The 13,141-nt window shown below is 69.4% G+C and carries 14 protein-coding genes and 1 tRNA gene; 10 read left to right on the forward strand and 5 right to left on the reverse strand.

The window, feature by feature from the left end; translation table 11 throughout:
- Positions 1-47: 47 nt before the first annotated feature.
- Positions 48-953 (reverse strand): SGNH/GDSL hydrolase family protein, encoded by a 906-nt coding sequence (locus tag ACFWY9_RS23360; protein WP_378323501.1) that lies wholly within the window; start codon positions 951-953, stop codon positions 48-50.
- 147 nt (positions 954-1,100) lie between these two features.
- On the opposite strand from ACFWY9_RS23360, the gene ACFWY9_RS23365 reads away from it, so the two are divergent.
- Positions 1,101-1,316 (forward strand): hypothetical protein, encoded by a 216-nt coding sequence (locus ACFWY9_RS23365; protein WP_378323499.1) that lies wholly within the window; start codon positions 1,101-1,103, stop codon positions 1,314-1,316.
- A gap of 111 nt (positions 1,317-1,427) precedes the next feature.
- Here the strand turns inward: ACFWY9_RS23365 and ACFWY9_RS23370 are convergent, their stop codons facing one another.
- Both ACFWY9_RS23370 and ACFWY9_RS23375 read right to left on the reverse strand, forming a co-directional pair.
- Complete coding sequence (locus ACFWY9_RS23370) at positions 1,428-2,318, reverse strand: TIGR03619 family F420-dependent LLM class oxidoreductase (protein ID WP_378323498.1); 891 nt, start codon at positions 2,316-2,318, stop codon at positions 1,428-1,430.
- Positions 2,315-3,544 (reverse strand): pyridoxal phosphate-dependent aminotransferase, encoded by a 1,230-nt coding sequence (locus ACFWY9_RS23375; protein ID WP_378323497.1) that lies wholly within the window; start codon positions 3,542-3,544, stop codon positions 2,315-2,317. Before ACFWY9_RS23375 ends, ACFWY9_RS23370 begins: the two co-directional genes overlap by 4 nt.
- Before the next feature lie 196 nt (positions 3,545-3,740).
- On the opposite strand from ACFWY9_RS23375, the gene ACFWY9_RS23380 reads away from it, so the two are divergent.
- The 6 genes from ACFWY9_RS23380 (at position 3,741) to ACFWY9_RS23405 (ending at position 7,368) form a co-directional block, all read left to right on the forward strand.
- Positions 3,741-3,813: transfer RNA gene (locus tag ACFWY9_RS23380), tRNA-Trp, on the forward strand.
- 32 nt (positions 3,814-3,845) lie between these two features.
- Complete coding sequence (secE, locus tag ACFWY9_RS23385) at positions 3,846-4,289, forward strand: preprotein translocase subunit SecE (RefSeq protein WP_378323496.1); 444 nt, start codon at positions 3,846-3,848, stop codon at positions 4,287-4,289.
- Positions 4,290-4,370: 81 nt separating this feature from the next.
- On the forward strand, positions 4,371-5,174 hold the full coding sequence (gene nusG / locus ACFWY9_RS23390; RefSeq protein ID WP_378323494.1) for a transcription termination/antitermination protein NusG: 804 nt from the start codon (positions 4,371-4,373) through the stop codon (positions 5,172-5,174).
- A 76-nt stretch (positions 5,175-5,250) separates the two neighbouring features.
- Positions 5,251-5,685 carry a 50S ribosomal protein L11 gene (gene rplK / locus ACFWY9_RS23395; RefSeq protein WP_013222525.1) on the forward strand — a complete coding sequence of 145 codons (435 nt, stop codon included), beginning with the start codon at positions 5,251-5,253 and terminating at the stop codon, positions 5,683-5,685.
- Between the two features lie 79 nt (positions 5,686-5,764).
- On the forward strand, positions 5,765-6,484 hold the full coding sequence (rplA, locus tag ACFWY9_RS23400; RefSeq protein WP_378323492.1) for a 50S ribosomal protein L1: 720 nt from the start codon (positions 5,765-5,767) through the stop codon (positions 6,482-6,484).
- Positions 6,485-6,564: 80 nt separating this feature from the next.
- On the forward strand, positions 6,565-7,368 hold the full coding sequence (locus ACFWY9_RS23405) for an alpha/beta fold hydrolase (protein WP_378323491.1): 804 nt from the start codon (positions 6,565-6,567) through the stop codon (positions 7,366-7,368).
- A gap of 57 nt (positions 7,369-7,425) precedes the next feature.
- Here ACFWY9_RS23405 and ACFWY9_RS23410 read toward each other — a convergent pair whose 3' ends face one another.
- Positions 7,426-8,346: a hypothetical protein gene (locus tag ACFWY9_RS23410; protein ID WP_378323490.1), complete on the reverse strand. Its 921-nt coding sequence runs from the start codon at positions 8,344-8,346 to the stop codon at positions 7,426-7,428.
- A 358-nt stretch (positions 8,347-8,704) separates the two neighbouring features.
- On the opposite strand from ACFWY9_RS23410, the gene rplJ reads away from it, so the two are divergent.
- Together rplJ and rplL are read left to right on the forward strand one after the other, a co-directional pair.
- Positions 8,705-9,253, forward strand: a complete 549-nt coding sequence (gene rplJ, locus ACFWY9_RS23415) for a 50S ribosomal protein L10 (RefSeq protein ID WP_378323488.1) — start codon at positions 8,705-8,707, stop codon at positions 9,251-9,253.
- A 48-nt stretch (positions 9,254-9,301) separates the two neighbouring features.
- The gene (rplL, locus tag ACFWY9_RS23420) at positions 9,302-9,688 is read left to right on the forward strand and encodes a 50S ribosomal protein L7/L12 (protein WP_378323487.1); all 387 of its coding nucleotides are present in this window, start codon (positions 9,302-9,304) and stop codon (positions 9,686-9,688) included.
- A gap of 86 nt (positions 9,689-9,774) precedes the next feature.
- Here the strand turns inward: rplL and ACFWY9_RS23425 are convergent, their stop codons facing one another.
- Positions 9,775-11,523: a DUF4157 domain-containing protein gene (locus tag ACFWY9_RS23425; RefSeq protein WP_378323486.1), complete on the reverse strand. Its 1,749-nt coding sequence runs from the start codon at positions 11,521-11,523 to the stop codon at positions 9,775-9,777.
- Positions 11,524-11,939: 416 nt separating this feature from the next.
- Here ACFWY9_RS23425 and ACFWY9_RS23430 point away from each other — a divergent pair, with 416 nt between their 5' ends.
- Entirely contained in the window at positions 11,940-13,133 is a 1,194-nt protein-coding gene (locus tag ACFWY9_RS23430) for an ABC transporter ATP-binding protein (RefSeq protein WP_378323485.1), read from the forward strand.
- The last annotated feature ends 8 nt before the right edge of the window (positions 13,134-13,141 follow it).

Consider the following 13,141-nt stretch of genomic DNA (forward strand, 5'->3'; position numbering starts at 1 on the left):
GGGGACTTTCCTCGCATCTCGTGAGAGGAAAGTCCCCTTCAGCAGCTCTAGGGGAGCTTCAAGAGGCCCTCGACGGCTTCGGCCATGCCCTGTTCGCCCCGCGCGTTCGGGTGCAGCGCGGCGGCGGGTGAGGCGGGGAAGAGCCCTTCGACCCAGCGTTTGTCCGTCGCCGCGCACAGGTCGTGGCCCTTGCCGGGCGTCGCGGTGTCGGCGAATCCCGCGCCGTGCGCCTTCGCCTGCGTGGCGAGCATGCTGTCGAACTTGCCCAGCGACTCCCGCAGGTACTTGACGTCCCCCGACCCCACCGGCAGCGACGGCCAGCAGCCGTCCCCCTCCGGCAGCACGGTGGGGTAGCCCACGACGATGACTCGCGCTTTCGGCGCCTTCTCGTGGATCTTTCCCAGTACCGACGCGATCTTGCCCGCGGTGGCCTCGATGCGCTCGGCGAGTTCGTCGCGCCCGCCCGCGGTGAACCGGTCCCGGCACTGCGCGCCGGCCGGCTGGTTCGTGGAGCACTGGCTCGCGAGCCCGACGAACCCGACGTCGTTGCCGCCGATGCCGATCGTCACCAGCGTGGTCGCGGCGGTGACGGCGTCCAGTTGCGCCGAGTTGGTCCCGTTGCGGGTCTGCTGGGGGCCGGTGATGTTCGCGGTCGTGGCACCGCTGCAGCTGACGTCGGCGAACTCGGCGGGCTTGAGCCGCGCGGAGACCAGATGCGGGTAGTTGTTGTCCGAGCGGTCGCAGCCCGGCGGTGTCCCGGCGGGCCGCCCGGTGCGGGGCGCGGAGGTGTACGAGTCGCCGAGCGCGACGTAGCGCCCCGTGCCGCCGCCGGTTTCCGCGCCGGCGGGCGGGCTCGTGGACGAGCCGCGATGCCAGTAGTAGTACCCGAACGCCACCAGCCCGATGACGATCACGAGAACCAGGCAGCCGCCCCCACCACTCTTCTTCGCCACTCCTTCGTTTCTACCGACCCGCGGGCCCGCGCGCCTCGCCGATCCGGGTGACGTGCAGGCCGCCGAACAGGAGCTCTCCGGTTGCGTGAGACATGCGTCACAGTCAGTGTGGACTGGTCCGAACAGCCCAACGGAAGGCGGGAAGTCATGAGCCTGAACCTCGACAAGCTGGTCGACAAGGCTTGGGAGGACAAGTCGATCAAGGAGCTGCTGGAGGCGCCGCCGTCGGCGCTGGAAGGCCTGACTCCGAAGCACGACGAACTGCTCGCGGAACTGAAGATCAAGACGATCCGCGACCTCGGCAACTGGAAGTACGCGACGAAGGCCGCCGCGCTGGTGGACCTCGCGGACGCCGAAGCCTGACGACCATCCGTGAAGGCCTCCTTACCAGCGCTTGAATCCATACCGCCGTGCGTAGCGCGTCCGTTGAGGGCGGTGGCGGGGGCATGGATGGACGGTAAGGAGGCCTTCACGTCACTTCAGGGCGTCACGCAGCTCGGTGGCGAGTTCGAGGGCGTGGGTGACGTCGTGCGCGAGGTAGTGCAGATCGACGAAGGCCTCGTCGTACCCGGCGTCGCGGGTCTCGGCCAGCCGCGCGGTGGCGTCCGAAACGCTCGCGATCCGCGTCCCTGGCGACGGGTTCAGCCGCAGCACACGCCGCAAGGCGCCCGGGTCGCGTCCGGCCTCCTCGGCGGCGGCCACCGCGACGTCCCACAGCGCGTCGAGCCGCTGGGGCGGCTGCCACGCGGGCAGCCAGCCGTCCGCGCGCCTGCCGATCCGCCGCAGCGCCGTCTCCGACATCCCGCCCAGCAGCACCGGCGGGCCGGGGCGCTGCACCGGCCGAAGGTCCACTGTGGACTCCGGAATCCGCCACCGCGCGCCTGCGTGCCCGCCCGGCGCGCCGGACCAGATTTCCCCCAGTACGTCGAGAAGTTCGTCCAGCTGCTTACCGCGTCCGGTCCACGAGGTGCCGGTCGCGGCGTACTCGTCCCGCATCCAGCCGATGCCGAAACCGGCGTCCAGCCTGCCGTCGCTGGCTTGGTCCAGTGTCGTCAGGGTCCGCGCCAGCAGCACCGGCGAGTACACCGGCGCGATGAGCGTGCTGGTGCCCAGCCGCGCGGTTTCGGTCGCGCCCGCCGCCGCGGCCAGCGTCACGAACGGATCCGCGAACGTCGTGAACTCCGGCGGATACGGCCGTTCCGGCGTGCCGCCGGGGTAACGGTCCGACGGGTTGTTCGGGGTCAGCACTCGATCGCCCACCCACAACGACGCGAAGCCGAGAGACTCCGCGGCCGAGGCGAAGCTCGCGACCGAGCCGGGCGCGGCCAGCTTTCCGTACTGCGGCAGGGCCAATCCGAGTTTCATCTCGCCTCCGCGAGGATCTCGCCCATGCGGGTTACGCCTTCGACGAGCGCGTCCTCACCGATCGCGTACGAAAGCCGGAAGTACCCCGGGGTGCCGAACGCCTCGCCGGGCACCACGGCGACCTCGGCCTCGCGCAGCAGCAAATCGGCCAGTGCCACCGTGTCCTTCGGCTGCGCGCCGCGAATTTCCTTGCCCAGCAATGCCTTCATCGACGGGTACGCGTAGAAGGCCCCCTGCGGCACGGGAATCTCCACGCCGGGAATCTCCGAAAGCAGCGAGACGATGCGCTTGCGCCGGGCGTCGAACGCGGCCCGCATCTCGTGCACGACGTCGAGCGGGCCCGCGACCGCGGCGAGTGCCGCGCGCTGGGCCACATTGGACACATTGCCGCACAGATGCGACTGGTAGCCCGCGGCCGCCTTGATGACGTCGGCAGGGCCCGCCATCCAGCCGACCCGCCAGCCGGTCATCGAGTACGTCTTCGCGACGCCGTTCAGCACCAGCGTCCGGTCCGCCAGCTCCGGCACCACGACCGGCATCGAGTGCGCCTCGGCGCCGTCGTAGACCAGGTGCTCGTAGATCTCGTCGGTGACGACCCACAGGCCGTGCTCGAGCGCCCAGCGCCCGATCGCCTCGACCTGCTCGCGCGGGTACACCGCACCGGTCGGGTTCGACGGCGACACGAACAGCAGCACCTTCGTCCGCGGTGTCCTGGCGGCTTCGAGCTGTTCGACGTCCACGAGGTAGCCGGTGGTCTCGTCCGCGACGACCGGCACCGCGACGCCGCCCGCCAGCCGGATCGACTCCGGGTAGGTGGTCCAGTACGGCGCGGGGACGAGTACCTCGTCGCCGGGGTCGAGCAGGGTGGCGAACGCGGAATAGACCGCCTGCTTCCCGCCGTTGGTCACCAGCGTCTGCGCCGGTTCGACGACGAGCCCCGAGTCCCGCGCGGTCTTCGCGGCGATGGCCTCGCGCAGTTCGGGCAGCCCGGCCGCGCCGGTGTAGCCGTGGTTGGCCGGATCGCGCACCGCCGCGGCGGCGGCCTCGACGACGTGCGCGGGGGTCGGGAAGTCGGGCTGACCGGCGCCGAAGCCGATCACCGGGCGGCCGAGGGCCTTGAGCTCACGGGCCTTCGCGTCGACCGCGAGGGTCGCCGACGGGGTGATCCCGCCGATGCGCGCGGACACGCGGGGGTGTCGCTGGGTGCCGTTGGCGGGGCTGGTCATGCGGTCATCGTGACACGACCGGGTGACGGCCCGCCCGCTGGTTTCCCCGGTGATCGGGAGCGTTGAGGGGCGCGGTTGCGAGGTGCCGGAGGCCTTGCCGTAGACTTCCGGACTTGGAACGCACTACGGTCAACCCCGCCTGGTGGTGGGGATGATGGAATGCGTCCTCCGGAGCTCCGAGTGATCGGTGTTCCACAGGGGTGTAGCTCAATTGGCAGAGCAGCGGTCTCCAAAACCGCAGGTTGCAGGTTCAAGTCCTGTCACCCCTGCGCAACGGAACTGGTGGAGCGGAGGAGTGGTCGTGAGCGACAGCGACGCCAGCGGCGAAAACGAGCAGGACAAGGCGCCAGAGGCCCAGTCCCGCCCGGTCACCGCCGCTGCCCGGCGTGAACGCCGTGCCTCCTCTCGTCCGTCCGGGAAGTCCGAGGCCCGCTCGGATGGCAAGACCCGGCCTGCCAAGGCCGGGGAGAAGGCCGACGACGCCGCGAAGTCCGAGAAGTCTTCGGACGCGAAGGGGAAGGCGACCCCGAAGCGCGACCGCAAGCCGAAGAAGGCTTCGCTGTTCGCCCGGATCATGCGCTTCATCCGCGAGGTGTGGGCGGAGCTGCGCAAGGTCATCTGGCCCAACCGCAAGCAGATGGTCACCTACACCGCGGTGGTGCTGATCTTCGTGGTGTTCATGGTGGCACTGGTGAGCGGTCTTGACCTGGGATTCAAGCAGGTCATCGGGCTCGTGTTCGGCTAGCGAGCGGCCGGGCGCGGCGCCGGGAGGCGGACCGCGCCAGCCTGCCCGGACACGGCAAGCGATCAACTGAGAGGACGGAACGTGACCTCCGAGAACGGCACAGCAGCCGGTCAGGACCTGACCGAGCTTGACGGCGAGCAGGTGGCCGCGGCACTCGGTGACGAGGAGACCGTGGACGCCGAGGCCGCCGACGTGCCCGCCGCCAGCGAAGAGGTCGACGAAGCCGCCGCTGCTGACGAAGCCCCCGCCGCCGAAGAGCAGGCGGACGACCCGGTCGCGGCGCTGCGCGCGGAGCTGAACTCGCTGCCGGGCGAGTGGTACGTCGTGCACTCCTACGCCGGGTACGAGAACAAGGTGAAGACCAACCTCGAGACCCGCACCCAGACCCTGGACGTCGAGGACTACATCTTCCAGATCGAGGTCCCGACCGAAGAGGTCACCGAGATCAAGAACGGCCAGCGCAAGCAGGTGCAGCGCAAGGTGCTGCCGGGCTACATCCTGGTCCGGATGGACCTCAACGACCAGTCGTGGAGCGCGGTGCGCAACACCCCCGGTGTCACCGGGTTCGTCGGTGCCACCTCGCGCCCGTCGCCGCTCACCGTCGACGACGTGCTGAAGTTCCTCGCGCCGCAGGTCGAGAAGGAAGCCCCGGCCAAGGCGGGCAAGGGCGAGGCGGCCGCGGCCGCGGCGCCCGCCGGCGGTTCGTCGGTCGAGGTCGACTTCGAGGTCGGCGAGTCCGTCACCGTCATGGACGGCCCGTTCGCGACCCTGCCCGCGACGATTTCCGAGGTCAACGTCGACGGGCAGAAGCTGAAGGTCCTGGTGTCGATCTTCGGCCGGGAGACGCCGGTCGAGCTGTCGTTCACCCAGGTCTCCAAGATCTGACGACCGCAGTACGCGGCCGGCAGCCCCCGCGCCCACGGCAGGTGCGCGGGGAACGTAGTACAGGACAGGAACAGGAATGCCACCCAAGAAGAAGAAGCTTGCGGCGATCATCAAGCTGCAGATCAAGGCGGGTGCGGCCAACCCCGCGCCGCCGGTCGGCCCCGCGCTGGGTCAGCACGGCGTGAACATCATGGAGTTCTGCAAGGCCTACAACGCCGCGACCGAGTCGCAGCGCGGGGACGTCGTCCCGGTCGAGATCTCCGTGTACGAGGACCGGTCGTTCGACTTCAAGCTGAAGACGCCGCCGGCCGCGAAGCTGCTGCTGAAGGCCGCGGGCGTGGAGAAGGGCTCCGGCGAGCCGCACAAGACCAAGGTCGCCAAGGTCACCTGGGACCAGGTCCGCGAGATCGCCAAGACCAAGGAGACCGACCTCAACGCGCACGACATCGACCAGGCCGCGAAGATCATCGCCGGCACCGCCCGCTCCATGGGCATCACGGTCGTCGACTGACGTCATCTCGCAGCTCCACGTGGGAGAGCCAAGTGCTGGCTCGACACCACACTGATCCACTGAAGCTAAGGACAGAAGCATGACCAAGCACAGCAAGGCCTACCGCCAGGCCGCCGAGCTGATCGACAAGACGCGGCTCTACGCGCCGCTCGAGGCGGCGAAGCTGGCCAAGGAGACCTCCAAGAGCAAGATGGACGCGACCGTCGAGGTCGCGATGCGTCTCGGTGTGGATCCCCGTAAGGCCGACCAGATGGTCCGCGGCACCGTGAACCTGCCGCACGGCACCGGTAAGACCGCTCGCGTCATCGTTTTCGCCGTTGGTGACAAGGCCGCCGAGGCCGAAGCCGCCGGCGCCGACGCGGTCGGTACCGACGAACTGATCGAGCGCATCCAGGGTGGCTGGCTCGACTTCGACGCCGCGATCGCGACGCCGGACCAGATGGCCAAGGTGGGCCGCATCGCCCGCATCCTCGGCCCGCGTGGCCTGATGCCGAACCCGAAGACCGGCACCGTGACCCCCGCGGTCACGAAGGCCGTGCAGGACATCAAGGGCGGGAAGATCAACTTCCGCGTCGACAAGCAGGCCAACCTGCACCTGGTGATCGGCAAGGCCTCGTTCGACACCGAGAAGCTGGTCGAGAACTACGCGGCCGCGCTGGACGAGATCCTGCGTGCCAAGCCGTCCTCGGCGAAGGGCCGTTACCTGAAGAAGGTCACCTTCGCGACGACGATGGGCCCGGGCATCCCGGTCGACCCGGCGCGCACGCGCAACCTGCTCAGCGAGGACGCGGCGGTCTGACCTGCCGCTGAGTCAAACATCACGCGAAAGGGCGGCCCCGTTTTGTGGGGGGCCGCCCTTTCTTCGTGTCTGATGGAGACATGCCGACTTTCGCCACGTTCGACGGGCTCCGACTGCACTACACGGTGTGGGACGGCGATGGGCGGCATCGGCGTCCGGTGGTGCTACAGCACGGCTTCGCAGCCGACACGAACGCGAACTGGATCGGCCCCGGCGTCGTCGAAGCGCTGCGCGAGGCAGGCTTCACCGTCATCTCGCTCGACGCGCGGGGTCACGGCCGGTCCGAAAAGCCGCATGAGCCCGAGCGCTACACCGAGGACACCATGGCGCTGGACGTGTCCGCGCTGCTCGACGAACTGGGTCTCGACGAGGTGTCGCTGGTCGGCTACTCGATGGGCGCGATCATCGCGCTGGCCACGACCGCGTCCGACCAGCGCGTCCGCTGCCTGGCCACCGGCGGCGTCGGCTCCGGGATCGTCGACTTCGGCGGCGTCGACACCCGGGTCGTGCGGCCCGAGGAGATCGTGGCCGCGATGCTCGCCGATGACCCATCGGACCTCCCGGCGGCGTCGGCACCCTTCCGCGCCCTGGTCGACCTCGTCGGCGGTGACCGGTACGCGCTGGCCGCCGTCGCGCGCGGCGCGAAGAACGTCCCGATGGACCTGACCGCGATCGGCGTCCCGACCCTCGTGCTCGCCGGTGAACAGGACCCCCTGGCCGCCGAACCCGAGCGCCTCGCCGCCGCCATCGCGGGCGCCCGCCTGGTCCGGGTCCCCGGTGACCACATGACCGCGGTCATGAACCCCGCCTTCTCGGCCGCGCTGGTGGACTTCCTCTCCGCCCACCCCGCCGATCACCCGACGCGCCCCGCCCACCGCGTTTAGCCCGCTAAACGCACTGGGGCAGCCGCCGGAGAGCGCGTTTAGCCCGCTAAACGCAGGTCAGCTGGTCGGGGGTGCGCTGGACGGCGGAGCCGGGCAGGCGGCAGGGCCCGGCGAGTGGCCGGTGATGATCCACTGGCCCTTCTCGACCCTGGACACCTTGAAGACGCCCAGCGCCGGACCGCCCTTCACGCGGTAGGAACACGAATCGATCGTGACCGTGTCCCCCGGAACCGGTTCGGAAACACTCGAGGGCAGCGATTCGGCGTAGTCGTTCTTGCTGGTCACCTGCGTGGCGAGAGCCCGGACGGCGGCTTGGCAGTCGGGCTGTCCCATGTCCCGGGCGAACTTGGTCTGGATGTCGATGTTCTGCCTCGGATCGAAGCTGAACCGGCCACAGGCGTCGTCCACGCGGCCCTGCGCGATGTTGTGGTAGACGAACCGGACGGCCTCGTACGGGTTCGTCGAGAAGATGTGGTTGGAGTGGTAGGTGCCGCCGCCTTCCGCCGCGATCTGCGCGGACGACTTCCCGGCGTCACTGGGGAAGAACTGGTGGTAGGCCCAGGTGGCCGCGATGGCGAGCAGCACGAACGCGAGGACCCAGCCGAGCACCTTCCCGCCGAGCCGCTTCAGCCAGCGAGGCGCCTGACGGGGCCGGGGGCGTTCGGCGGGCGCCAGCAGGCCGGTCTGGGGTGCCGGGACCGGCGGCTGCCAGTTCTGCTGCGGAACGGGCTGCTGCGACGACGTCGGGACCAGGCCGCCCTCCGGCGTCGGCGCGGGCTGGTTGCCCTGCTGGGCCTGGGTGAAACGCAGGTAGTCCTGGAACTGCTTGAACTGCTCGAACTCACGCAGCTGCTGCGGATCGAGCTGCGGTGCGGGTGGCTGCGCGGGAGCGGCGGGCGCCGGTTGCGCCGCGCTCGCGGGTTCGATGTCCGTGCCGGGGTCGTGCTCCGGCTTTCCGTCACCACGCTGCTCCGCCACGTCACCATGATGCCTCCCCGCGTGTCTCCCGCCACCCCCTGGGCACCCCGGCGACCGCGTTTAGCCCGCTAAACGCAGGTCACGGCGCCCGAGGGGGTGGGGTGGGAGAAGAGGGCGGGGCGGGGTGCCGTATGCTGGTCGACGGTTCTACCGAAGACCGCTGGTTTTCCCGGCGCCCGGATGGGTGCGGGGAACGAAGGCCCCGCAGTGGCGGGCGGCCCGCGCAGGAGGAACGAGGCTCGCCCCGCGGCGCCGCAAGGTGCCCGTGTGTCAACGCCCCGCGTCTGCTGCGCTGGGGCGTTTCGTCGTTTCAGGGCTCTTCGGCCAGTGGAAACACTAGCCAAGAGAGGAGGCGACCATGGCGAAGCCCGACAAGGTGGCGGCCGTCGCCGAGATCGCGGAGAGCTTCCGCAGCAGCTCGGCCACTGTCGTTACCCAGTACACCGGCCTCTCCGTGTCCCAGCTGTCCCAGCTGCGCCGCGCTCTCGGCACCAACGCCAAGTACCGGGTCGCGAAGAACACCCTCGTCAAGCGTGCCGCCGAGGACGCCGGCATCGAGGGCCTCGAGGACCTGTTCGTCGGTGCGACCGCGATCGCCTTCGTCAAGGGTGAAGCTGTCGACGCCGCGAAGGCGCTTCGCGACTTCGCGAAGGAAAACAACGCGCTTGTCATCAAGGGCGGCTACATGGACGGCCGCGCCCTCAGCGTCGAAGAGATCGGCAAGATCGCCGACCTCGACAGCCGCGAGGTCCTGCTGTCCAAGGCCGCCGGCGCGTTCAAGGCGAAGCTGTCCCAGGCCGCCGCGCTGTTCCAGGCGCCGGCGTCCCAGGTCGCCCGCCTGGCCGCCGCGCTGGAGGAGAAGCAGCGCGAATCCGGTACCGCAGCCGAAGCACCCGCCGAGAGCTGAACCACCCCACCCCCGAACGTCTAGTTCGTTTCAGAGAGGAAAGCCATCATGGCGAAGCTGAGCACCGCCGAGCTGATCGACGCCTTCAAGGAGCTCACCCTTCTTGAGCTGTCCGAGTTCGTGAAGGAGTTCGAGGAGACCTTCGACGTCACCGCCGCCGCCCCGGCCGCCGTCGTCGCCGCCGCCCCGGGTGCCGCCGCTCCGGCCGCCGCCGAGGAGCAGGACGAGTTCGACGTCGTCCTCGAGTCTGCCGGTGACAAGAAGATCCAGGTCATCAAGGTCGTCCGCGAGGTCGTCTCGGGCCTGGGCCTGAAGGAGGCCAAGGAGCTCGTCGAGAGCGCCCCCAAGGCCCTCCTGGAGAAGGTCGACAAGGAGGCCGCCGAGGCCGCCAAGGAGAAGCTCGAGGCCGCCGGCGCCAAGATCGCCATCAAGTGATCTTGGGCGCGTCAGCGCCTTGCAGTACCGCCGAAGGGGCGGGCGTCCACATCGGACGCCCGCCCCTTCGCGTTCCGGCCGAGCTTTCAGGGCTCTCGCAGGATGACTTCGTCGAGACCGGCGACGTGCGCGTCGACGAGCTTGTCCAGTTCGGCCTTGTCGGTCAGCTTCGGGAGTTCGACCGTGATCGTCGTGGCCGCGGGTCGCTCCGCCGTCGCGACCGGGCCGTACATGCCCAGCGAATTGCCCTCCGCGTGTTCCGAGGAGCTGTAGTGGACGTTCGGCGCGATCTCTGTTCTCCGCGGCGCGTTCCCGGCGAAGGCGCTCGGCCGGGCGTCGCGGGCGTGGGAGCGGGTCTTGGCGAGCAGTTCCTGGGTCAGCGCGTCGTCCGCGGCCGCCGCTTTCGGGTCGGTGAGCTTGCCGGTGTTCGGGTCGGTGCCCCGCGGGTCGACGAACACGCCGGGCGCGTCCCCGATCTTGCTGGTCAGGGAATGTGAATGGACGCTGACGATTCGTGTCGGCTTGAACCGCTCCATCAGTTTGATCAGCGCCCTGGTTTCCGGCAACAGGCGGATGCTGCTGGTGTTGAACGACTTCTTCTTGCCGTCCTTCGTTTTCGTGAAGTCCTCCGGCGGCCTCGTCGGGGTGTTGAACTGTGTTTCCCCGGTGTCCCGGTCGATCGGATGCGTCACCAGTTCGGCCCCGCCGCTCTTCCCACGCTCGCGCGCCTGGGCGTAGGTCTCGCCGGGTAGCGGGTAGTTCCGGTTCGGGTCCAGCTCCCCACCGCCTTTCCTGGTCCGCCCGGCCGGCACGTAGCGGCCGGACTGGGGACGTTCCGGCAAGCCGTATTCCCGGTGCGTCAGGGAGATGAGTTCGGGGACGAGGATCGTGGTGAACGCCGGTGGGTTTCCGGCGGCGGACTCCTTGGCCAGCCGCGTACGCAGCCTCTCGACGACTTCGCGACCTTCAGGCTCGTCACCATGGACGCCACCGAGCACGAGGACTCGCTGGTCCGGGTTCCTGCCGGGGAAGAGGTAGATCTTGATGGGCTGGATCTGCCGATCCCGGCTCGGATCCGGGTCGGGATCGGCTTGGCCCGCCTCGATGTTGCCCGCTTCGGGAGCCCAGTTCCCTTTTCGTGCCCGGTCGCTGCGTTCGGTGAGGTCCTTGGCGTCCCACAGGGGTTCGGCACCGTGCGCGATGATCGTCCTGGCGAGCCAGAGGTCGTCCGGCTGGCCGGCGAGTTTCGCTTCGACCGCGGTGAGTACCGCCGGGTCCTTCCGGTCGGCTTCGCTCCCGGCGCGGAGGGCGTCGAACACCTCCCCCTTGGACTTGGCGGTCTGCACGCGTTCGGCGAGCGTGGCGTGCTGGACCGCATGACGCGGCGCGGCCCCGCGTACCGTGGCCCGGCTGCCGGACAGCACCAGTTCGGCGGCGTCGTGCGCCTCACGCTCCAGTGAACCGGTATCACCCGGTGAGCGCTCGGCGCCGTGCCGTTGCTGAAGCACGTGCGCGAGTTCGTGGGCCAGCAGCCGCCGTTCTTCCCGCGGCTGCCCCGGCGACGACGTGACCCGCACGAACTCGCCGGACGCGCTGGCCACGACCCCCGGCGTTTCCGGTGCGCCGCCCAGCCGGACGCGGGAGAGATCGGCGTCGAAAGCGTGCTCCATTTCGCGGCGGACGTCACCGGGCAGCGGTGTGCCGTGGACGGGGGTGTCGACGAAATCGCCGAGCGCTGGGCCGTGCTGGGGGACCTCGGCGACTGGCTCGCGCCCGGCGGGCCGCGTACTCGGCTCGTTTGCCTGTTTAGTCCGTTTGGTGCCGTCGTGCCGCATGTCGCGATCCCCTCCGCCGCGCCGGATCCGATCCCGCCGGAATACCGCATGCCCGTCACGCCGCCGTCACCGTCGCAGCGTCCGGCGACCGCGGTTAGCGGGCTAAACGCGGCGTTTAGGCAAGCTAAGGACCGCGTTTAGCTGGCTAAACGCAGTTCGGGGCCCTTGTCGATCTGCGGGGAAGAGGTGGGTGCACTACGGTGCGTCCTGCGCGACGGCCGAGGACGCCGTCCCGAGGGTCACGGCGAGATGACGATGACCTTGGGGCTGGCCAGAAAAGAAAACTGGTGAGTAACCTGTTCGCACTCAGCTCGTTGCACCTGGTTGACGCGGGATCGAGGCGCGTTCGCGGGTTTCGCGGCCAGTGGCGCGAGGCGGCGGGCGCGCAATGACGCGGAACAGCTCCTGGAGGTGCGATGGGTGCCGAGGTGGTCATCGAGGGCTTGACGAAGTCCTTCGGTAAGCAGGCCATCTGGCGGGACGTCACGTTGACGCTGCCTCCGGGCGAGGTGTCGGCGATGCTCGGGCCGTCGGGGACCGGGAAGTCGGTCTTCCTGAAGTCGATGATCGGGCTGCTCAAGCCCGAACGGGGCCGGTGTGTGATCAACGGGGTCGACATCGTGACCTGCTCCGAGCACAAGCTGTACGAGATCCGGAAACTGTTCGGGGTGCTGTTCCAGGACGGGGCGTTGTTCGGGTCCATGAACCTGTTCGACAACGTGGCCTTCCCGCTGCGCGAGCACACGAAGAAGTCCGAGACCGAGATCCGCCGGATCGTGCTCGAAAAGCTGGAAATGACCGGTTTGGCCGGGGCGGAGAAGAAACTGCCCGGCGAGATCTCCGGCGGTATGCGCAAACGTGCCGGGCTGGCCCGCGCGCTGGTGCTGGACCCGCAGATCATCCTGGTCGACGAGCCGGACTCCGGTCTGGACCCGGTCCGCACCACCTACATCTCGCAGCTGTTCCTGGATGTGAACGCGCAGATCGACGCGACGTTCCTGATCGTCACGCACAACATCAACCTGGCCCGCACGGTGCCGGACAACCTGGGCATGCTCTTCCGCAAGGAGCTGGTCATGTTCGGCCCGCGCGAGGTGCTGCTGACCAGTGACGAGCCGGTGGTCGAGCAGTTCCTCAACGGCCGCAAGCGCGGTCCGATCGGCATGTCCGAGGAGAAGGACAGCGCCACCATGGCCCGCGAGGAGGCCGAGGCCGCCGCGGGACACGCCGACGGCGCGCTCGACCACGAGGACGTCCGCGGTGTCGTGCCGCAGATGCAGGTCAGCCCCGGCGTGCCCGCCCGCTCCGGCGAGCGGCGCCGCAAGGACCGGGTCATGAAGATCCTGCACACGCTTCCGCCCGCCGCGCAGGAGGGCATCATCGAATCGCTGTCCCCCGAGGAACAGCAGCGCTACGGCGTCAGCCCGCACATGCTGGTCCCGGCGGGCAGGCGCGGACAGGACACGGGCACCGGCTCGATGCCGAGCCACCATCAGGGCCAGCTGCCCCCCGACCAGGTCGCCCAGCTGCCTGGCAACGGGTGGGACGCCGGTCAGCCGAGACAGGGTTCGCACCGGATGCGTCCGCGTGGTGATCAGGAGTCCGGGTGAGCTCGACC

This window comes from Amycolatopsis sp. NPDC059027 (assembly GCF_042739735.1).
In the GTDB taxonomy this organism is placed as follows: domain Bacteria; phylum Actinomycetota; class Actinomycetes; order Mycobacteriales; family Pseudonocardiaceae; genus Amycolatopsis.

Coding starts and splice junctions, on each gene's coding strand:
- rplA (WP_378323492.1), top strand. CDS start 5,765: ATGACCAAGCACAGCAAGGCCTACCGCCAGGCCGCCGAGCTGATCGAC.
- rplK (WP_013222525.1), top strand. CDS start 5,251: ATGCCACCCAAGAAGAAGAAGCTTGCGGCGATCATCAAGCTGCAGATC.
- ACFWY9_RS23370 (WP_378323498.1), bottom strand. CDS start 2,318: ATGAAACTCGGATTGGCCCTGCCGCAGTACGGAAAGCTGGCCGCGCCC.
- rplL (WP_378323487.1), top strand. CDS start 9,302: ATGGCGAAGCTGAGCACCGCCGAGCTGATCGACGCCTTCAAGGAGCTC.
- ACFWY9_RS23375 (WP_378323497.1), bottom strand. CDS start 3,544: ATGACCAGCCCCGCCAACGGCACCCAGCGACACCCCCGCGTGTCCGCG.
- ACFWY9_RS23425 (WP_378323486.1), bottom strand. CDS start 11,523: ATGCGGCACGACGGCACCAAACGGACTAAACAGGCAAACGAGCCGAGT.
- ACFWY9_RS23365 (WP_378323499.1), top strand. CDS start 1,101: ATGAGCCTGAACCTCGACAAGCTGGTCGACAAGGCTTGGGAGGACAAG.
- ACFWY9_RS23430 (WP_378323485.1), top strand. CDS start 11,940: ATGGGTGCCGAGGTGGTCATCGAGGGCTTGACGAAGTCCTTCGGTAAG.
- ACFWY9_RS23405 (WP_378323491.1), top strand. CDS start 6,565: ATGCCGACTTTCGCCACGTTCGACGGGCTCCGACTGCACTACACGGTG.
- rplJ (WP_378323488.1), top strand. CDS start 8,705: ATGGCGAAGCCCGACAAGGTGGCGGCCGTCGCCGAGATCGCGGAGAGC.